Below are 19424 nucleotides of genomic sequence, written 5' to 3' on the forward strand. Positions count from 1 at the left end.
CGGGGCGCATCATGGACGGAGCCAGCCGAAGGATGGGGGGATGAGCGGAGATAAAAAGATTCTCCGAGAGCGGAGGGCACTCGGAGCGAAGCCCCCCTCCGAGGCGGCGAAGCCGGTCCCGGGCGCCCTCACGACGGGGCGCATCATGGGAGGAGCCAGCCGCAGGAGGGGGGATGAGCGGAGATAAAAAGAATGAACCGGGGGCGGAGGGCGGGCGAAGCGAAGCCCCCCTCCGAGGCGGCGGAGCCATGCCGTTGCGCCCTCATGACGAGGCACCGGGTATGGACCGAAGCAACTTCTTAGGAACGTCCCGGTTCTTCGGTCGCACGCGCCCGCGTGGAGGCGGCTCAGAGGATGTTCGCGGCCAGCTCGGCGAGCGGCGAGCGCTCCCCCTTGACGAGCATGACGTGCCCCGCGATCGCCTCCCCCTTGAACCTCTCGACGATGCTGGAGAGCCCGTTGCTTGCGGAATCGACGAAGGGGTTGTCGATCTGGTAGGGATCGCCGGTGAGCACGACCTTGCTGTTCTCCCCGGCCCGGGTGAGGATCGTCTTCACCTCGTGGGGCGAGAGGTTCTGCGCCTCGTCGATGATGATGTACTGGTTCGGGATCGAGCGGCCGCGGATGTAGGTGAGCGGCTCGATCTCGAGGATCCCGAGGTTGATCAGCTCCTGGTACCCCCGCATCCCCTGGCGCTTCCGGCGGCTGTACCCGAAGAGATACTCGACGTTGTCGAAGATCGGCTGCATCCAGGGCTTGAGCTTCTCCTCGATGTCCCCCGGCAGGAACCCGATGTCCTTCCCCATGGGGAAGACGGGCCGCGACACGAGCATCCTCTGGTAGACCTCCTCGTCGGAGGTCTTGCGCAGTCCCGCCGCGATCGCCAACAGCGTTTTCCCCGTCCCCGCCTTCCCGGCAAGGGTCACCAGCTTCACGGAGTCGTCGAGCAGGATGTCGAGGGCGAAGTGCTGCTCCTTGTTCCGCGGCCGGATCCCCCAGACATCCTCCTTGAACGAGGGGAGCCCGCGGACCTTCTTCCGGGAGGCATCGTACCGCGCCAGCGCGGAGGCGTTCGTCACGGAGTTCCGCAGGATGAGATACTCGTTGGGGAACAGCTCCTCGACGTCCGGCGGCGGAGCGCTTTCCCCGGCGGAGTAGAAGGAATCGATCCAGCTCTTCTCGACCACGACCTCGCGGTATCCCTGGTAGAGCTCCTCGATCTCCACCCGGTCGCTCTCGTAGTCCTCCGCCCGGAGGCCGAGGGCGTCCGCCTTGATCCGGAGGTTGGTGTCCTTGGACACCAGGACCACCGGGATCTCCTTCTCCCGCATCCGGACCCCGAGCGCCACGGCGAGGATCTGGTTGTCCTCCCGGTTCCCGAGGAGCTCCGCCGGCAGCAGAGCCGCCCCCTCGCCGTCGAAGGCCACCCGGAGCAGCCCTCCCTGCCCGAGGGGGACGCCGTCCGCGAGACTTCCCTCCTTCCGCTTCCGGTCGATGAATTTCGATGCCGTCCGGGCGTTGCGCCCGAGCATGTTCAGGTCCTTCTTGAAGCGGTCGAGCTCCTCGATGACGGTGATGGGAACGATGATCCGGTTGTCTTGAAATTTGAACAGGGCGTTGGGATCGTGCAGCAGGACGTTCGTGTCCAGCACGAAATTTTTGATCATCCGGCCTCCGGGGTCGATCGGGTCCTCTTCACTTGAGCTCGAGAAGCTTTTCCCGGGCCTTCCCGGCCGCCTGGGACCGGGGATGCTTGGTCTGGAGCAGCTCGTAGACGATCTTCGCGTTCTTCCGGTCGTTCAGCGACTGGAACGCAAGTCCCTGCTTGAGCATCGCGTCGGGCGCCTTGTCCCCGCCGGGATACCTGTCGACGACGTCCTGGAAGGAGAGGATGGCGCTCTCGTAGTCCTTCTCGGAGTAGAAGGTCTCCCCCTTCCAGTAGTAGACGTTCTGCATCAGCCTGTGGCCCGGGTATTTCCCCGCGAAGGCGTTCAGGACCTCGCGCGCCTTCCTCGTCTCTCCCCGCTTGATCAGCCCGAGGGCGTAGTCGTACATCTCCTCCGGGGTGGAGAGCTCCTGGGGGGAAGGCTCCGGGGGCGCGGCCGGCTTCACCGCGGCGAGCTTTTCCGTTTTCTCCTCGAGGGCGGAGAGCCGGCGTTCGACCTCCGCTCCCTTTCCCTTCAGTTCCGTAACGGATTGTCCCTGTTCGGAGACGACCCCTCTCAGGCGGCTCATCTCCTTCTGCAGCTCGATCTTCGACTCGTCGGTCCGGGAGGAGAGGGCGAGAAGGTCCGCCTTGACCCGGTCGTTGTCCGCCGCGAAATCCGCCAGGCTTCTCCGGAGGGAGGAGTTCTCCTCGCCCCCGCCGCCGGCCCCCGGCAGCGCCGGGGGAGCCGGCGCGGCGCCGCGCGCGGAGGCCATCTGCTTCTTGAGCACCTCCATGTCCTCCTGCAGGCGGACGAAGGCCCCGGTGTCCGCCACGGCGCATCCCCCGGCCACCGCGCAAATCGCCGCGAGCCCCGCCAGCCGCGCGAACGCCCCCACCCGCATCGATCCCTATCTCACCGCGAAGTGGGCGCGGCGGTTCTTCGCCCACGCCGCCTCGGTGTGCCCCGGGTCGACCGGCTTCTCCTTCCCGAAGCTGACGGTGGAGAGCGCCCCGGCCTTGACCCCCAGCGACACGATATACTTCCGCGTGGCCTCCGCGCGCCGTTCCCCGAGGGCGAGGTTGTATTCGGCGGTCCCCCGCTCGTCGCAATGCCCCTCGACCAGGACGGAAGCGGACGGATTCCCCTTCAGGTAGGCGGCGACCGTCGCCAGCACCGGCTTGGCATCCTCCCGGATGAAGGCCTTGTCGTAGTCGAAGTGGATGTCCCCGAAGCGGGAAGGCTGTTCCATGGTGGCGGCCGCCCCGGCCGCCGCCTCGGCCTGCCGCGCGGCCATCGCCGATCTCGTCTCCGCCTCCTTCTCCGCCATGCGCGCCTCGGGCTGCACCTTCTCGGTGACGATCCCGCTCTCCTTCAGCCCGGAGGAAAGCTCCTGGGAAGGCGCGGCGCCTCCGGCATCGGTCGACTTCACGACCTCCTTCTTCGCGCATCCGACGGAAACCGACAGCATCAAGGCAAGCCCGATGACCGACCAGCGAACTCCCCTCCTATCTCTCATCTGCTCCTCCTTGGAACGTTATTGAATCCTGCAGCTTCCATGAGATTCCCGCGGCGGCTACCGGCCCGGAGACCACGCGGGAGACCCTACATCGGGAAGACCGTTGAACAGGCCCCTCTCCCCCCGGCCCGTCACGGAGATGATTTTCAACTCAGAATAGCCCTTTTTCCGGAAGGTGTAAACCAGGTACCTCCCGTCCGGGGAAAAGGAGGGGTCGATGCAGTCGCCGTTCCCCGAAACGACCTCGCGCTGGTCGGTCCCGTCCGGCCGGACGGTGTAGATCGAGTACTTCCCCTCCGACAGCGAGGTGAAGGCGATCCTGTCCCCGGCGGGAGCCCAGGAGGGGGAGGTCGAATAGGACCCTGCGCGGGAGACCCGAAGCTCGGAGGAGGAGCCGATCTCCTTCACATACACCTGCGGAGATCCGGTCCGGTCCGACACGAAGGCGATTCGCCCGCCGTCGGGGGCGACGGTCGGGGACACCTCGATTCCCCATCCCTCCGCCACCTTCTCCGGGTCTCCCCCCGCCAGCGGCACCCGGTAGATGTCGGAGTTCCCCTCCAGGCTCAGCGTGGCGAACAGGTGCTTGCCGTCCGGGGAGAAGGAGCCCGGCGACTTGGAGTTCCCGTAGCGGATCAGGACGCGGTCGGTGCCCTGCGACAGGTCCAGCAGATGGATCTGGGGCACCCCGGTCCGGAAGGAGGTGAACGCGATCCGCCCTCCGTCGGGCGACCACCGGGGGAAGAGGTTGAAGCTCCGGTTGTCCGTGACCTTCCTGTGCTCCTTCCCGTCGAGCCCGACGATATAGATCTCCTTTCCGCGTCCGCCCAGCGGCCTCGCGGAGAAGGCGATCTCCGTATCGAAGATCCCGCGGACCCCGGTGAAGGCGTAGAGCACCTCGTTCGCGAACTTGTGGGCGATCTTGCGGTACCGGTCCCGGGGTCCGGTGTACCTCCTGCCCGCCATCAGGTTTCCCAGCGTGGAGTCGTAGAGGCGCATCTCGACGGTGATCTGCTCCCCGCGGACCTCCGCCTTCCCGATCACCACCGCCTCCGCACCGATCAGCTTCCAGTCGGGGAAGGAGATCGACTTCCCTCCGAAGTGGGAGGGCCCGATCCGCTCCAGGTAGGCATCCCGGTGGATCACGTCGAAGAGCCCCGTCATGATCAGGTCGTTCGCGATGGTCTCGGGGATCTCGCGGGCGAGGGAGGGGTCGCCGCCTTCCCGGAAGAGGTCCGGGAGTGCGACCGGCATCCGCTTGCCGCCGGGTGCGTTGATGTCGATGTAGAGGATCGCCCGGGAGAGGGCCGGAGTGAGCAGGACGGGGAGCGCGAACAGCAGGGCGGCGGCGAACTTCCTCACGAGGTCTCCCCTCCCCCGAAGAACCGGAACCCGATCTCGTAGTGATCCTCGGTCCCTCGCAGCTGTTCCGGGGGAACGGGCAGGGGGCTCGCCTTGTGGATGGCGCGCAGCACCGAATCGTCGAAATAGCTGTTGGCGGATGTCTTCTCCATGCGCACGTTCGACACCTTTCCGTCCTGTTCGATAGTGATGCGGATCTGCACGATCAGGTTCCGGGAATCCGACGGGGCCAGCTCGGGAACCGTCCAGTTCGACCGGATCCTCTCGTCGAGCTCCCGGAAGTAAGCCAGCGTCTCGGGAGGGACCCGGCTCGTTCCGGCCGCCCCTCCGATGACGGCCCCCGTCCCGGCCGGGGTCTTCGCCCGTGGAGCGGGACGCAGCCCGGACAAGTCCACGCGGTGGGCCACCCGCTCGCCGATCTGCCGGACCGCGCTCCGGGCCGCCTTCTCCTTCCGGAGCGTCCCCACCGCCTCCCGCACCCGGTCGGAGGAGCTCTGCTCCTCCCGCATCTTCCGGATCCGCTCGGACAGCGACCCGGTGTCCGGAGCCTCCCGCGAAGGGACCTTCGCCGGCGTACTTTTTCGCGATGGTTCCGCCTTCGCCGCGGGAGCCGGAGCGGAATGCTCTTTCGCGGACGCCAGCGGCGGGGAAGGTTTCGGGGCGGCGAAGTCGGCGCCGCCCACGAGGTCGACCACCGCGACCGGGATGAACCTCGCGGGGGCGTAAACCCAGGCCGCCCAGGCCACGCCGAACAGCAGGCCGAGCAGGTGAAGCCCGGCGGAAAGGACGAGCATCCTCTGCATCAACCGGTCCATCGGGTCCACGGCCAGGGAGGACATCCCGTCTCCCCTACCGCTCCAGAGGCTCCGTGACCATCCCGAGCTTCTCGATGCCGGCGTTCCGCACCTCCGCGATGACCTTCACCACGAACCCGTACGGGACGGCCCTGTCCGCCCGGAAGAATACCTGCCGGTCCTGCCGGCGCTCCACGATGGCCTTGAGAGCCCTGCTCATCCGGTTGAATTCCACCGGCTGCTCCCCGATGAAGATCCGGCTGTTCGCGTCCACGGTGATGACGAGGCGCTCCTCCTCCGCCTTCAGCGCCTTGGCGTTCGCCTGGGGGAGATTCACATCCACCCCCTGCGTCAGCATCGGCGCGGTGACCATGAAGATGATGAGGAGCACGAGCATGACGTCGACCAGCGGAGTGACGTTGATCTCCGCCATCATCCTCCGCCCCCCCCCGTTTCCGTTCGAGAAGGCCATCGGCTCACACCTTGTCGACGTTGCGCTCGAGGAAGTTGACGAACTCGATGGAGAAGCTGTCGATCCTCGTGGCGACCGTTCGGACCCGGTTCACGAAATAGTTGTAGGCTATGACCGACGGGATCGCCGCGGCCAGCCCGGCCGCGGTGGCGATCAGCGCCTCCGCGATTCCCGGCGCGACCGTCGCCAGGGTAGCGCTCCCCGTGGTGGCGATCCCGGAGAAGGCGTTCATGATCCCCCACACGGTACCGAAGAGCCCGATGAACGGAGTGGCGCTCCCCGTGGTGGCCAGGAAGGGAAGGTAGGTCTCCATCAGCGCAATCTCCTCGTTCGCCGACTTTCGCATCGCCCGTTCCACGTTGTCCAGGGGGATCGCTCCGGAGACCACGGGCGCCCCCGCCCCCCGGCCCCGCTGGATCCTCATCAGTTCCAGGTAGCCGGCCCGGAAGACCTGGGATATCGGGGTTTTTTCCGATTTTTCCGACAGGTCGAAGAGGGACGCCAGGTTCTTCCCCTCCGCAAAGGCCTTGACGAACTCCCCCTGCCCCCGGTCGATCCCCTTGAAGAGGCGGTATTTCAGGAAGATGATCGCCCAGGAAACGACGGAAAACAGGATCAGCAGGAGCAGGACGAACTTGACGATGGGTCCCGCGAGGAGGACATGCTGAAACACGCGTGTGTCGAACAGGCCCGCGGCCGCGGAGACCACGGGGATCGGGAACCCCGGAACAGCCATCAGGAAGGGTACCTCCCGTGAATGATTTCCCTCTTATATATCCTAATCCTATAGGACGTTCAATCTTCTTGACATTTATTCCGGTTTAAAAATAGGATACGCAGTGAAATGGAGCCCCCGGCAATAAAATCCCGGAACACCCGGCAGCGGGCCGTCATCCTCGATATCCTGCGGCAGACCAAGGCCCACCCCACCGCCGAAGGGATCTACCATGAGGCGCGCAAGACCTTGCCCAACATCAGCCTGGGGACGGTGTACCGGAACCTGAATTTCCTCCGGGGCCAGGGCCTCGCCCGGGAGATCCGTCCGCACAACGAGTCATCGTCCCGGTTCGACTGCAACAGCCACCCCCACGCCCATTTTCACTGCAGGCAATGCAATGGGATGACCGACCTTCCCCTTCCCCCATCCCTGGGGGCGTCGGACTGGGATCAAGAGCGTGTCTCCACGGTCGACTTCGTGGATCTGCTCGTCATCGGTTCCTGCGCCGGCTGCGCGCCGCAGCCCGGCCCCCAGAACTAGACACCCCTCGTCCCGAACAGGTTCCATCCCGCTTCCGGGAAGTTTCCGGAAGATCCCGTCGCATGTCCAGATTAAAAAAAAGCCGGGGGCGGACCTCCCGCCCCCGGCAACAGGGAATCTCCCCGGAGATCGGTCTAGGAAAGCTTCCGGCCTCCTTCGGCCGCCCACTTCTCCAGCATCTCCGTGGTGACCGACTTCGGCCGCTCGATCGCGTAGCCCAGCCCGCGGTCCCAGGTGAGGTTGCAGAGCACGCCCAGGGCCCGGCCGATGCCGAAGAGAACGGTGTAGAAGTCGTATTCGACAACGCCGTAGTACCACTGGATGACGCCGGACTGCGCGTCGACGTTCGGCCACGGGTTCTTCGCCTTGCCGTGCTCCATGAGGACGCCCGGGGCCACCTTGTAGATCATGTTGACCAGCCTGAACAGGGGGTAGTCCGGCAGGTGCTTCAGGCAGAACTCCATCTGCGAGATATACCGCGGGTCGGTCTTGCGCAGCACCGCGTGGCCGTACCCGGGGATGACCTGCCCGCTGTTCAGGGTGTCCCATAGGAACTTCTTGAGCTCCTCCTCGGTGGGGAGCTTGCCCCCCAGCTTCTGGAACACGCCCTGGCACCATCCGAGCACTTCCTGGTTCGCCAGCCCGTGGAGAGGCCCGGCGAGACCGTTGATGGCGGCGGAATAGGCGTAGAAGCAGTCGGACAGGGACGAAGCCACGAGGTGGGCGGTATGCGCCGACACGTTGCCCGACTCGTGGTCGGAGTGGAGGATGAAGTACATCCGGGCCACGTCATCGTAGGGCTTGCCGACCCCCATCATGTGGGCGAAGTTGCCGCCCAGGTCGAGTTTCGGGTCCGGGGCGATGGGGACGTCGCCCTTGTACTTCATCCGGTAGATGTAGGCGCCGATCGTCGGGAGTTTCGCCATCAGGTTGCAGGCATCCTCGTACATCGGGTCCCAGTATTCGGTCTTCTTCATCCCCTCGTTGTACCGCTTCACGAAAAGGGAATCCCGCTGCATCGAAAGGATGGCTGCGGAAAACATCGTCATCGGATGGGTGTCGCGGGGCATGGCGCGCAGGACGTCGAACACGTACTGGGGGACCCGGGAGCGGGCCTTGAAGTCCTCCACGACCTCCAGGGTCTGCTCCATCGTCGGGACATCGCCGGTCATCAGGAAATAGAAGAACCCCTCGACGTAGGGGTACTCGGAGCCCGGGACCTTGGGCATCGCGGCGAAGGTCTCTGGGATCGTCTTCCCGCGGAACCGGATTCCCTCCTGGGGATCCAGGTAGGAGATGTCGGTCACGAGGGTGCGGACGTCCCGCGCGCCCCCGATGCACTGCTCGATGGTGACCTGGTCGATGAGGACCTTTCCGAACTCCTTGACAAGCTTGGTGGTACGGGGACGCTGCGCCTGGATCTTTTCGAAAAGCTTCTCTTTCAGTGTCGTCTTCTCCGCCACTTTCGCCATGCCGCCTACCCCCTTTCGAGTGGATGGTGCATTGAAGAGGAGACCATTATCCTACAGCGAACCGGCTCCGGCCAGAAGTCGGGGAGTTCGCCGGAAGGCCGGGATGATTCGGAGTCCACCGTGCAGAGTGTATACCGTATACAAAGTACACCACACTCATATCAGGAAACCTTTCGCCAAGTCAAGACAAAAGGGGACCTGTTTGACATGAGGAGATTCCCCTTGTAGTATGGGCCACTTACTCGCCCCCACACGGAGGCGGGAGATCCGGAAGGACCGGGGGGTTCCGGTGGCGGTTTCCGACGAGAAGATCCTGATTTTCGACGGCGCGTGCGGCACGAACATCCAGGCGATGGATCTGCCGGAATCCGCGTGGGCCGGGCAGGAGGGGTGCAACGAGGTCCTCAACCTCTCGGCGCCGGAGGCGATCTTCGCCCTCCACACGTCGTTCCTTTCCGCCGGCGCGACCGTCCTGGAGACGAACACCTTCGGGGCGAACGCCGTCGTCCTGGCGGAGTACGGCCTGGCCGACCGCGCAGGGGAGATCAACCGCGCGGCCGTCCGGATCGCCCGGGATGCGATCGCCGCGCAGGGGGGGCGCGGCTACATCGCCGGGTCGATCGGGCCGACGACGAAGCTCCCCTCGCTGGGGCATATCGGATTCGAGGAGCTGGCGGCCGCCTACGCCGGGCAGGTCCGCGCCCTGGCGGAGGCGGGGGTCGACCTCCTCGTGTTCGAGACCTGCCAGGACCTCCTCCAGGTGAAGATCGCCCTCGTGACCTGCTTCGAGGAGCTGGAACGGCTGGGGCGCGAGATCCCCGTCCTGGTGTCGCTGACCGTGGAGAACACCGGGACGCTCCTGGTGGGCACCGACCTGGCCGCGGCTGCGGCTGCGATCGAGCCGTTCCCGGTCTTCTCCCTGGGCGTAAACTGCGCGACCGGGCCGGAGCGTATGCGTTCCCATGTCCGCTTCCTGAGCCGCCGGTGGCCGGGGAGGATCTCGGTCATCCCGAACGCCGGGATCCCGCAGGTGGAGGGGGGGCAGACGATCTATCCCCTCTCCCCGGAGGAGTTCGCCCGCCAGATGCGGGAATTCGTGGTGGAGGAGGGGGTGAGCATCGTCGGGGGATGCTGCGGGACCACGCCGGAGCATATCCGCCGCCTGGTGGAAACGCTTCCCGCCGCGGGCCCGCCTCCCCGGGAGCCCCGGTGGATCCCCTCCCTCTCCAGCCTCTACCAGTCCGTGGAGGTCGTCCAGGAGATCCCCCCGATGCTCGTGGGGGAGCGGGCGAACGCGAACGGCTCCCGCCGATTCCGGGAGCGGCTGTTGGAGGACGACTTCGAGGGGGCCCTCCGGATCGCTCTCGAGCAGGTGGACGAAGGGGCCCACGCCGTGGACCTTTGCACCGCGTTCGTGGGGCGCGACGAGAAGGCCGATCTCACCTCCATGACCCGCCTCTTCGCCGGCTCCATGCGGATCCCCACCGTGATCGACTCCACATCGCCCGAGTGCGTCGAGGCGGCCCTCCGGGCCCACCCGGGCCGGTGCCTCGTGAACTCCGTGAACCTGGAGGACGGAGGAAAGACCCTCGACCGGGTCTGCCGGCTGGCGAAGAAATACGGCGCGGCGGTCGTGGCGCTCGCCATCGGCCCCGAGGGAATGGCGATGACCGCGGACGAGAAGATCGCGGTGGCACGCTCCATCTACGACCGGGCCGTGAACGACCACGGGCTTCGCCCCTCCGACCTCTTCTTCGACATGCTGACCTTCACGATCGGCTCCGGGGAGTCCGGGCTGCGCGACGCGGCGGCGCAGACCCTCGAGGCGGTCCGGCGCGCGAAGGCGGAGCTTCCGGGCTCCTTCACGCTGCTCGGGGTGAGCAACATCTCCTTCGGGCTCTCCCCCCCCTCCCGGAAGGCGATGAACTCGGTCTTCCTTCACGAGGCGGTCGAGGCGGGGCTCACCGCCGCCATCGTCGACCCGGCCCGGATCCTGCCGCTCGCGCAGGTCCCCGGGGAGGACCGCGAGGTCTGCCTCGACCTGATCTACGACCGCCCCCGGGAGGAGGGGAAGACCCCCCTGGAGTCGTTCCTCGCCCATTTCGCCGGGGAGAAGGAAGAGAGGCCCGCGGACGGGGGAGTGAAGCGGACGGGGGAGCCGGCCGAGCAGGGGCTGGCCGCCAAGGTGGTCTCCGGGGACAAGGAGGGGCTCGAGGACCTGTTGCCGGTCCTGCTCTCCCGGCGCCCCGCCGTGTCGGTGATCAACGAGATCCTCGTCCCTGCGATGCGGCACGTGGGAGAGCTGTTCGGACGCGGGGAGATGCTGCTCCCCTTCGTCCTCAAGTCCGCCGAGGTCATGAAGAAGAGCGTGGACTTCCTCGAGCCGTACCTGCAGAAGAGCGACCGGGAGAGCGGCCGGAAGGTGCTGCTGGCCACCGTGGCCGGGGATGTGCACGACATCGGGAAAAACCTGGTGGACATCATCTTCTCGAACAACGGGTACCGGGTGGTCAACCTCGGGATCAAGGTGCCCGCCGAGGTGATCCTCGAGAAGGCCCGGGAGCACAAGGTGGATGTGATCGGCCTGAGCGGGCTCCTGGTCAAGTCGGCGATCGTGATGAAGGAAAGTCTGCCGCAATACCGCGAATCGGGCCTCTCCGTCCCGATCCTCCTGGGAGGCGCCGCGCTCACGGACAAGTTCGTGGCCCAGGAGTGCGTCCCGGGGTACGGGGGGCCGGTCGTCTACTGCGCCGACGCCTTCGCCGGTCTCGCGGCGATGCGGGAGCTCGAGGCGGGAACCCTCCGATCCACGACCTGGTCGCCGCCGGCGGAGCGGGCCGTCGTGCCGGGCCGGAAGGAGGCGACGATCGCGCGGGATGTCCCGGTCCCCGATCCGCCGTTCCTGGGGGCCCGCCGGATCCCGGAGATCGACCCGTCGCTCCTCTTCCCGTATGTGAACGAGCAGGCGCTGTTCCGGGGCCGGTGGGGATACCGACGGGGAAAGATAAGCGCCGAAGAGTACCGGCAGCTGGTCGAACAGACGGTGCGCCCCCTCTACGAGCGGCTGAAGCGGCGGTGCATCGAAGAGCGGCTGATCCTCCCGAAAGTGGCCTACGGGTACTTCCGCTGCCACTCGGAGGGGGACGCCGTCGTGGTCCGAGACGAGGGGAGCGAGCACCGCTTCCCCTTCCCCCGCCAGGCGGACCCCCCCCACCTGTGCATCGCCGACTATTTCCGTACGGAACGGGAAGGGGGGGACGTCGCGGCCTTCTTCGTGGCGACGGTCGGGGAGCGGGTCGGGGAGGCGACCCGGGAGCTGTTCGAGGGCGACCGGTACCACGACTACCTGATGCTGCACGCCCTGAGCGTGGAGCTCACCGACGCCCTCGCCGAGTACTGGCACGAGCGGATGCGGGGGGAGATGGGGATCGGCGGAGAAAACCCGGTGGATCCCGGGGGGTACGGCTACATCGTCCAGGAGTACCGGGGGTCCCGGTACGGGTTCGGCTACCCCGCCTGCCCGGACCTGTCCGCCCACAGGGACGTCTTCGCGCTGCTGCGCCCGGAGGAGATCGGGGTGACCCTGACGGAGAGCATGGAGATGGTCCCCGAGCAGACCACCTCGGCGATCGTGGCGCACCACCCCCAGGCGAAATATTTCTCCGTATGACCGGATATAATGGGTCGCCGGAGGGAGGATCGGTGGGGAAATACATCTGCACGAACTGCGGCTACGTGTACGATCCCGCCGCCGGGGACCCCGACGGCGGGATCCCGCCCGGCACCCCCTTCGAAGCGCTCCCGGACGGGTGGATCTGCCCCATCTGCTACGTCACCAAATCGAGCTTCGACCCGATGGAGTAACCGATGCAGACGATCCTGGACCGGATGAGGGAGACCCCCCTGATCTTCGACGGGGCAATGGGGACGATGCTCTACGAACGGGGAGTGTTCCTCAACGCCTGCTTCGACGAGCTCTGCCTGTCGAACCCCAAGATCGTCCGCCAGATCCACCAGGAATACCTGGAGGCCGGGGCCGAGGTGATCGAAACGAACACCTTCGGCGCGAACCGGATCGCCCTGCGGGGATACGGGCTGGGGGACAGGGTGGAAGCGATCAACCGGGAGGGGGTCCGGATCGCCCGTGAGGTCGCCGGGGATTCCGCCTACGTCGCGGCGGCCGTGGGCCCCTGCATCCGGACGGGGCAGATCCTCCTGGAAGGGCACGCCGACGAGGTGGAAGCGTCCTTCGCCGAGCAGGTCGGTGCCCTGGCAGCCGAAGGGGTGGATCTCGTCGTGCTGGAGACCTTCACCGGGCTCTCCGAGCTTCTCCTCGCGGCGCGCGCGGCCCGGCGGTTCGGCCTGACGGTCCTGGCCTCCTTCATGGTGAACGACCGGGGGGAGACCGCCCTGGGAACCCTCGCGGAGAGCATGGCGGAATCCCTTTCCGCGAATGCGGACGTGGACGCCGTGGGGATCAACTGCGGGACCGGTCCCGTCGGAGTGTTCGACGCCCTTCCCTCCGTCCTCTCCGCCACCACCAAGCCGGTCGTGGTGATGCCGAACGCCGGATTCCCCCGGGACGTGGGCGGACGGATGATCTACCTCACCAGTCCGGAGTACTTCACCGAGTACGCGAAGAAATATATCGAACTGGGGGTGCGCGGTGTCGGGGGATGCTGCGGCACCACGCCGGCCCACATCCGGATGGCCGCCCGGGCCATCAAGACGCTGTCCGGGGTAAAGCGGCATATCGAGGTCCGCCCCGTGGCGCGGGAAGAGATCCGGGTCGAGCAGGTCCCCACCCGGGAGAAATCCCGGCTGGCGCGCAAGCTCTGCGACGGGGAGAAGGTCACTTCGGTGGAGATCGTCCCCCCCCGTTCCTCCGACATGTCGGACATGCTCGCGAAAGTCCGCCGGTGCGCCGAGGCTGGGGTGGACGCGATCAACATGCCCGACGGGCCCAGGGCCAGCGCCCGGGTCTCCCCGATGATTTCCGCCCTGACCATCCTGCGGGAGGTCGGGATCGAGCCGATCCTCCACTACTGCTGCCGGGACCGCAACCTGATCGGAATGCAGTCGGACCTGCTGGGAGGCTACGCGGTAGGGCTGGCGAATTTCCTGATCATCACGGGGGACCCCCCGAAGCTGGGGGACTACCCGGAGGCGACCGGCGTGTTCGACGTGGACGCCATCGGCCTGACCCGGGTGGCCTCCAACCTGAACCGGGGCTACGACATCGGGGGAAACCCGATCTCCCCCCCTACGGGCCTGCTGATCGGCGTGGGGGCCAACCCCTGCGCGGTGGAGATGGAGCGGGAGATCGAGCGGTACTACCGAAAAATCGACGCGGGGGCGGAGTTCGCGATCACCCAGCCGGTGTTCGACGCGGAAGCGCTCTTCCGCTTCCTCGACCGGGTGGAAGGAGCCTCCCGCCGCATCCCGGTGATCGCGGGGGTCTGGCCGCTGGCCAGCTTCAAGAACGCCGAGTTCATGAACAACGAGGTCCCCGGGGTGGTGGTTCCGCGGGAGATCCTCGACCGGATGGCGCGCTGCCGGACCCGGGAGGAGGGCCACCGGACCGGGATCGAGATCGCCCGGGAGACGATCGAGCGGATCCTGCCCCGCGTGAGCGGGCTCCAGGTAAGCGCCCCGTTCGGCAAGGTGGAGACCGCCCTCGCCGTGCTGGGAAAGTCGGCGGTGGAAATTCCCCGCGACGGTTGACATCGGTCCGACCCGTCCCTATAAATGTCCTATGGCGGAAGAGTCCGAACTGAAATTTTCCGAGGATCATCTCTGGGTCCTGGAGATGGGGGAGACCGGCCGGATCGGCCTCTCCGAGTATGCGGAGGAGCAGCTCGGCGAGATCCTCTCGGTCACCCTGATCGAGCCCGGGAAGGTCGTCGAGCCCGGAGATCCGGTGGGGGAGCTGGAGTCGCAGAAGACCGTCGTCGAGCTGCTCTCCCCGGTGTCGGGAACCGTGCGGGCAGTGAACGAGAACGTCCTGGAAGATCCCTCGCTCATCAACGTCGACCCGTACGGGAAAGGGTGGCTCATCGAGGCGGAAATCCACGACCCCGAGGAACTGGAGGGGTTGATGAGCCACGAAGAGTACGACATCTTCATCGAAAACTGATTCCTCCGCAGCGCAAGGACACGAGCCCCATGGAAGAAACATCCATTCCCATCCCCTCCGATCCGCCCGCCGGCAGGCGGAGGTTCCTCTCCGTCGCGATGGGGGCGGTGACCGCGGTCTTTTCCGCCTCGCTCCTCTATCCCCTCTTCCGGTTCCTCTGGCCGCCCCGGAACAAGCCCGGGGGGAGGGACCACGTGGGGATTCCGCTCGAGGAGATGCTGGTGGGGCAGTCCCGGGTCGTCGCCATCGAGGGGGAGCCGGTCCTGGTGATCCGGGAGCAGAACCGGGTGGTCGCCCTCTCGGCCGTCTGCACCCACCTCGGCTGTCTCGTGAAATACAAGGGGGAGGGAGTGATCGACTGCCCCTGTCACGAGTCGATCTTCGACATGAGCGGGAACGTGCGGAGAGGGGTCGCGCCGCGCCCCCTGGCCTCCTACACGGTCCGGACCGTGGGCGGGCAGATCGTGGTGGGATCATGACGGACCGGCCGGGAGAACGGGAGGCGATGGACGGGCCGAAGCGGGACGCGGAGGCGGCGGAGCGGAAGGAGTTCGAGAAGCGCACCGTACTGCGGGAGATGTTCAACCTCTTCTCGCTGGTGGGCTTCCTCTACGGGGCGCTCGACGAGCGCCTCCCCTTCCCCGAGGCGGTGAAGCGGCAGATGGACAAGCCGGTCGGCTTCTACCGGACGCGGCTGGAGAACAACCTGCTGGCCTGCCTCGGCGGGATCGCCTTCATCCTCTACCTGGTCCTGGTCGTGACCGGTTTGCTCCTGCTGATGTATTACCGCCCGACGACGGCGGAGGCCTACCGGAGCGTCGTCGAGATCACGAACCAGGTTCCCTACGGATGGCTGATCCGGGGAATGCACCTGTGGGGGGCGAACCTGATGATCGCGACGGTGTTCCTCCACATGATGCGGGTCTTCTTCACGGCCGCCTATCACCCCCCCCGCGACATCACCTGGGTGAACGGGATGCTGCTGCTGCTCTTCACCCTGGCGTTCGGCTTTTCGGGATACCTTCTCCCGTGGGACCAGATCTCCTACTGGGCCACCACGGTCGGCACGGACAGCATGTCGGCGATCCCCGTCGTCGGGGACACGCTGAAATATTTCGTCCGGGGGGGGGACGTCGTCGGCCAGCTCGCCCTCACACGAACTTTTGCGTTCCACGTCGTGATCCTCCCGGCGCTCATGCTCCTGTTCCTGGTCCTTCATTTCCTGATGATCCGGCGGCAGGGTATCGCCGATCCGCTATAGGAGCCGGACCCGATGGAACGATCCGACAAGTCCCCTCCGGAGACGCCGGGAGCCCGCTTCCGGTTCGGGAGCGAGCCGTTCTTCCCGAACCACTTCCTCCGCCAGATGATCCAGGCGGCGGTCGTTCTCGCCCTGCTCGTGCTGCTCTCCTCGCTCGCGCCGCCCCCGACGATCCCCAAGGCGGATCCGTTCGACACCCCCGAGTATGTGAAGCCCTCCTGGTACTTCCTCGGCGCATACCAGTTCCTGAAGGTGTCCGAGATGCTCGCCTTCCTCGGGCCCTGGGCGCCGAAGGTGTTCGGCGTCCTCGCCCAGGGTCTCGGGGCGATGGTGCTCTGGTTCCTGCCGTTCTGGGACCGCAATCCCGAGAGGCATCCCTCCCGCAGGCCGGTGGCGATCCGTGCGGGGATCGCCGTGGTCTTCCTCTTCCTGATCATGACGGTCTGGGGATTCTTTTCGTGACTCGGGGGTTCCGGTTCGCGGGAAGGCTCGCGCTTGCGCTGCTTCCGGCCGCGCTGTGGCTGTCGCATCCGGCCGCTGCGACGGCCCAGGGGGGGGTGAACCAGTGCTTCTCCTGCCACGACCGGCTCGGGGGAAGGCTAGGGAGCCCGGCCAAGGAGCACCTCACCAGCGTGCACCGGGAGGCGGGGGTCACCTGCGTCACCTGCCACGGGGGAAATCCCCTGCTTCCCGGCGAGGAGGGGATGTCTCCCCGGCACGGGTTCCGGGGAAAGCCGAAGCACCGGGAGATCCCGCAGTTCTGCGCCGGCTGCCATTCCGACATCTCCCGGATGCGCCAGTACAACCTGACGACCGACCAGTTCGCCGAGTACAAGACCAGCGTGCACGGCAGGCTCCTCTACGGAAAGAACGACCCCCGGACGGCGGTCTGCACCTCCTGCCACGGGAAGCACGACATCCGCAGGAAGAGCGACCCGCAATCGCCGGTCTTCCGTTCCAACGTGCCCGCGACCTGCGGCAAGTGCCACGCGGACAGCGAGATGATGAAGCCCTACGGGATCCCGGTCAGCCAGCTCGAGGATTTCCGGAACGGGGTCCACGGCCGGATCCTGGCCGGGAAGATCCCGGGGAAGAACCCCTCCATCGCGCCGAACTGCGCGACCTGTCACGGGGTCCACGGCGCCACGCCGCCCGGGGTCGCGGAGATCGCCAACGTCTGCGGAAACTGCCACGGGGTCGTGGCGGGCTACTTCCGGGAGGGTCCCCATTTCCGGGCGATCCAGGAGGCGGGGGAGCCCCGCTGCGTGTCCTGCCATGGAAACCACTCCAACCGGAACCCCTCGCTCAAGGTCCTTTCGGGCACAGGACCGGGGGAGTGCGGCTCGTGCCATGAGCCGGGAAGCGCCGCCTTGGAATTCGCCGGAACTCTCCGGGACCTGATGAAGCCGCTGGAGGAAACGATGGCGGCGATCGGGAAGGAGCTGGAGGAGGCCTCCAGGGCCGGCCGGAACGTCGACCGGCTGAAGGAGGATGTGGACAACGCCCGGACGAAGATGATCGAGATCGAGCCGGCGTTCCACGCCGTTTCCCTCGACCGGGTCCTCCCCCTGATCCACCAGGCGGAAGCCTACCTCCGGAAGGCCCGGGGGGAGGTGGACGCGATCCGGGAGGAGGCCCGGCAGCGGAAATCGGTCGCCCTCTACGGGGTGGGGATGCTGCTGACGATCGCGGTTCTCCTCGGGATCCGGCTCGCCCTCCTCCCGAACAATCCCCCTCCGGCCGCCGGCGGGGAGAAAAGCGGTTGAACCGGCCGGGGGAGCGCGGATAGAATTGTCCCCCGTTGTCTTGCAACCCGCAGCCATTCCAGGGAACGAAAGGCAGGCATGATGGACGAGCAGGAAAAACCCCCCGGCACGCCGGAGGGACACGAGAGATCCCGCACGGAAAGCGCCCTTGAAAAGATCGGGATGCATTTCCCGAAGGGGAAGCAGGACCAGGTCCACCTGCAGCCCCGCTTCTTCAAGTTTCTCGGGTTCCTCGGCATCCTGGGCCTGATCTTCTCCGTGGGGATGTTCGAGTTCTCCACCAGCCCCTACTTCTGCGCCAGCTGCCATATCATGAAGCCCTACTACCAGGCGTGGAAGACCTCCAGCCACAACCATGTCCCGTGCGTCGACTGCCACTACCCGCCGGAGGTGCGGGAGAAGATGATCCTGAAGGTCCAGGCGCTCACCCAGGTGGTCAAGTACGTCACGCGGACCTACAGCTCCAAGCCGTACGCCGAGATCGACGACTCCTCCTGCCTGCGGGGAGGGTGCCACGAGACCCGCCTCCTGCAGGGACAGGTCACCTTCAAGCGGGGGATCAAGTTCGACCACAAGCCGCACCTGGGCGACATGAAGCGGGGGAAGAAGCTCCGGTGCACCAGCTGCCACAGCCAGATCGTGGTCGGGAACCACATGGAGGTGACCGAAAGCACCTGCTTCCTCTGCCACTTCAAGGGGACGAAGCTCGGACGGATGGAGAACCCGATCGGCGGCTGCGGCAACTGCCATTCCGCCCCGGAGGGGGACATCCAGCTCGAGGGGGCGACCTTCAACCACAAGGAGTTCGTGGGAACCCGCCACGTGGCCTGCCAGAACTGCCACCTCGAGGCGATCCAGGGGGCCGGGGAGGCGAAGAAGGACCGCTGCCTCCAGTGCCACAACGAGCCGGGCCGGATCGCCTTCTACGCCGACACCGACTTCATGCACAAAACGCATGTGACCGACCACAAGATCGAGTGCACCCGCTGCCACGAGGAGATCAAGCACGCGGTGAAGACTTCCGTCGAGCCGCTCCAGTACGACTGCACGATCTGCCACGAGAAGAAGCACAACATCCAGAAGCAGCTCTACATGGGGATCGGCGCCCGCGGCGTGGCGAACAGGCCGAGCGGCATGTTTATCGCAAACGTGGACTGCGTGGGATGCCACCTCGTCCCGAAGATGGCGGAGTCGACGGTGCCGTTCCTCGGGCAGACCTTCAAGGCCTCCGAGACGGCCTGCCTGGGATGCCACGGAGAGGACTACAAGGGGGTCCTCGGGGAGTGGCAGGACACGGTGAAGAAAGCGCTCGACAAGACCCGGCCCGCCGTCGAGAAGGTGCGGGAGCTCGCGCGCACGGCCGATTCCTCGAACAAGGAGCTCCGGAAGGCGGTCCAGGCGGCCCGGGACGCCGAGTACAACTACCTGCTCGTGCTCTACGGGAAGGGGGTCCACAACGTGGACTACGCCGTCGATGTCCTCGAGAAGGCGAAGGCGGATGCCGAGACGGCGGCCGCGGCGCTGACCGGGAAGGCGGCCAGGGAAAAGAACTAGCCCCCCCCGCGCCGACGCTGCAGTAACCGAAATGGGCACCTGGCTCGCGGGCGGAGCCAGCCGAAGGATGGGGGGGTGAGCGGAGATAAAAAGAATGAGCCGGGGGCGGAGGGCGGTCGGAGCGAAGCCCCCCTCCGAGGCGGCGTAGCCGACCCAGGCGCCCTCGGGACGGGGCGCATCGCGG

The 19424-nt window shown here is 66.5% G+C and carries 18 protein-coding genes; 10 read left to right on the forward strand and 8 right to left on the reverse strand.

The genetic code is table 11. The features are described 5' to 3' along the window. Positions 1-347: 347 nt before the first annotated feature. From A2X88_06535 to A2X88_06565, 7 genes are read right to left on the reverse strand one after another with little or no spacing between them, the layout of a single operon-like run. Entirely contained in the window at positions 348-1667 is a 1320-nt protein-coding gene (locus tag A2X88_06535) for a phosphate starvation-inducible protein PhoH (protein ID OGP34207.1), read from the reverse strand. Between the two features lie 28 nt (positions 1668-1695). After that, positions 1696-2550 (reverse strand): tol-pal system protein YbgF, encoded by an 855-nt coding sequence (locus tag A2X88_06540; GenBank protein OGP34208.1) that lies wholly within the window; start codon positions 2548-2550, stop codon positions 1696-1698. A gap of 6 nt (positions 2551-2556) precedes the next feature. Further along, positions 2557-3165, reverse strand: a complete 609-nt coding sequence (locus tag A2X88_06545) for a peptidoglycan-associated lipoprotein (protein ID OGP34209.1) — start codon at positions 3163-3165, stop codon at positions 2557-2559. A 57-nt stretch (positions 3166-3222) separates the two neighbouring features. Next, positions 3223-4527: a hypothetical protein gene (locus A2X88_06550; protein ID OGP34210.1), complete on the reverse strand. Its 1305-nt coding sequence runs from the start codon at positions 4525-4527 to the stop codon at positions 3223-3225. After that, positions 4524-5366, reverse strand: coding sequence for a hypothetical protein (locus tag A2X88_06555; protein ID OGP34211.1), 843 nt, complete (start codon positions 5364-5366; stop codon positions 4524-4526). The genes A2X88_06550 and A2X88_06555 overlap by 4 nt, the downstream gene beginning before the upstream one ends. A 10-nt stretch (positions 5367-5376) precedes the next feature. Next, positions 5377-5793, reverse strand: a complete 417-nt coding sequence (locus A2X88_06560) for a protein TolR (GenBank protein ID OGP34212.1) — start codon at positions 5791-5793, stop codon at positions 5377-5379. A gap of 4 nt (positions 5794-5797) precedes the next feature. After that, entirely contained in the window at positions 5798-6481 is a 684-nt protein-coding gene (locus A2X88_06565; protein OGP34221.1) for a protein TolQ, read from the reverse strand. Positions 6482-6652: 171 nt separating this feature from the next. On the opposite strand from A2X88_06565, the gene A2X88_06570 reads away from it, so the two are divergent. Beyond that, complete coding sequence (locus A2X88_06570) at positions 6653-7051, forward strand: hypothetical protein (GenBank protein OGP34222.1); 399 nt, start codon at positions 6653-6655, stop codon at positions 7049-7051. 134 nt (positions 7052-7185) lie between these two features. On the opposite strand, the gene A2X88_06575 is transcribed toward A2X88_06570, so the two are convergent. Beyond that, on the reverse strand, positions 7186-8523 hold the full coding sequence (locus A2X88_06575; protein OGP34213.1) for a type I citrate synthase: 1338 nt from the start codon (positions 8521-8523) through the stop codon (positions 7186-7188). 289 nt (positions 8524-8812) lie between these two features. Here A2X88_06575 and A2X88_06580 point away from each other — a divergent pair, with 289 nt between their 5' ends. The 9 genes from A2X88_06580 to A2X88_06620 all read left to right on the forward strand — a co-directional run bounded on the left by A2X88_06580 (position 8813) and on the right by A2X88_06620 (position 19240). Further along, positions 8813-12193, forward strand: coding sequence for a methionine synthase (locus A2X88_06580; GenBank protein ID OGP34223.1), 3381 nt, complete (start codon positions 8813-8815; stop codon positions 12191-12193). 32 nt (positions 12194-12225) lie between these two features. After that, positions 12226-12387, forward strand: a complete 162-nt coding sequence (locus A2X88_06585; GenBank protein ID OGP34214.1) for a rubredoxin — start codon at positions 12226-12228, stop codon at positions 12385-12387. Positions 12388-12390: 3 nt separating this feature from the next. Further along, positions 12391-14247 carry a bifunctional homocysteine S-methyltransferase/methylenetetrahydrofolate reductase gene (locus A2X88_06590; protein ID OGP34215.1) on the forward strand — a complete coding sequence of 619 codons (1857 nt, stop codon included), beginning with the start codon at positions 12391-12393 and terminating at the stop codon, positions 14245-14247. A gap of 31 nt (positions 14248-14278) precedes the next feature. Then, positions 14279-14659, forward strand: coding sequence for a hypothetical protein (locus tag A2X88_06595; GenBank protein ID OGP34216.1), 381 nt, complete (start codon positions 14279-14281; stop codon positions 14657-14659). A 29-nt stretch (positions 14660-14688) separates the two neighbouring features. Next, entirely contained in the window at positions 14689-15138 is a 450-nt protein-coding gene (locus A2X88_06600) for a hypothetical protein (GenBank protein ID OGP34217.1), read from the forward strand. Positions 15139-15320: 182 nt separating this feature from the next. Further along, on the forward strand, positions 15321-15920 hold the full coding sequence (locus tag A2X88_06605; protein OGP34224.1) for a hypothetical protein: 600 nt from the start codon (positions 15321-15323) through the stop codon (positions 15918-15920). Positions 15921-15932: 12 nt separating this feature from the next. Next, the gene (locus A2X88_06610) at positions 15933-16382 is read left to right on the forward strand and encodes a hypothetical protein (GenBank protein OGP34218.1); all 450 of its coding nucleotides are present in this window, start codon (positions 15933-15935) and stop codon (positions 16380-16382) included. After that, a complete protein-coding gene (locus tag A2X88_06615; protein ID OGP34219.1) occupies positions 16379-17686 on the forward strand; it encodes a hypothetical protein in 1308 nt (435 codons plus the stop codon). Before A2X88_06610 ends, A2X88_06615 begins: the two co-directional genes overlap by 4 nt. Positions 17687-17764: 78 nt before the next feature. Then, on the forward strand, positions 17765-19240 hold the full coding sequence (locus tag A2X88_06620) for a hypothetical protein (protein OGP34220.1): 1476 nt from the start codon (positions 17765-17767) through the stop codon (positions 19238-19240). Positions 19241-19424 lie beyond the last annotated feature (184 nt).

It is taken from the genome of Deltaproteobacteria bacterium GWC2_65_14 (genome assembly GCA_001797615.1).
In the GTDB taxonomy this organism is placed as follows: domain Bacteria; phylum Desulfobacterota; class Deferrimicrobia; order Deferrimicrobiales; family Deferrimicrobiaceae; genus GWC2-65-14.

Coding starts and splice junctions, on each gene's coding strand:
- A2X88_06605 (OGP34224.1), top strand. CDS start 15,321: ATGGACAAGCCGGTCGGCTTCTACCGGACGCGGCTGGAGAACAACCTG.
- A2X88_06620 (OGP34220.1), top strand. CDS start 17,765: ATGATGGACGAGCAGGAAAAACCCCCCGGCACGCCGGAGGGACACGAG.
- A2X88_06555 (OGP34211.1), bottom strand. CDS start 5,366: ATGTCCTCCCTGGCCGTGGACCCGATGGACCGGTTGATGCAGAGGATG.
- A2X88_06590 (OGP34215.1), top strand. CDS start 12,391: ATGCAGACGATCCTGGACCGGATGAGGGAGACCCCCCTGATCTTCGAC.
- A2X88_06535 (OGP34207.1), bottom strand. CDS start 1,667: ATGATCAAAAATTTCGTGCTGGACACGAACGTCCTGCTGCACGATCCC.
- A2X88_06540 (OGP34208.1), bottom strand. CDS start 2,550: ATGCGGGTGGGGGCGTTCGCGCGGCTGGCGGGGCTCGCGGCGATTTGC.
- A2X88_06610 (OGP34218.1), top strand. CDS start 15,933: ATGGAACGATCCGACAAGTCCCCTCCGGAGACGCCGGGAGCCCGCTTC.
- A2X88_06575 (OGP34213.1), bottom strand. CDS start 8,523: ATGGCGAAAGTGGCGGAGAAGACGACACTGAAAGAGAAGCTTTTCGAA.
- A2X88_06560 (OGP34212.1), bottom strand. CDS start 5,793: ATGGCCTTCTCGAACGGAAACGGGGGGGGGCGGAGGATGATGGCGGAG.
- A2X88_06600 (OGP34217.1), top strand. CDS start 14,689: ATGGAAGAAACATCCATTCCCATCCCCTCCGATCCGCCCGCCGGCAGG.
- A2X88_06545 (OGP34209.1), bottom strand. CDS start 3,165: ATGAGAGATAGGAGGGGAGTTCGCTGGTCGGTCATCGGGCTTGCCTTG.
- A2X88_06595 (OGP34216.1), top strand. CDS start 14,279: ATGGCGGAAGAGTCCGAACTGAAATTTTCCGAGGATCATCTCTGGGTC.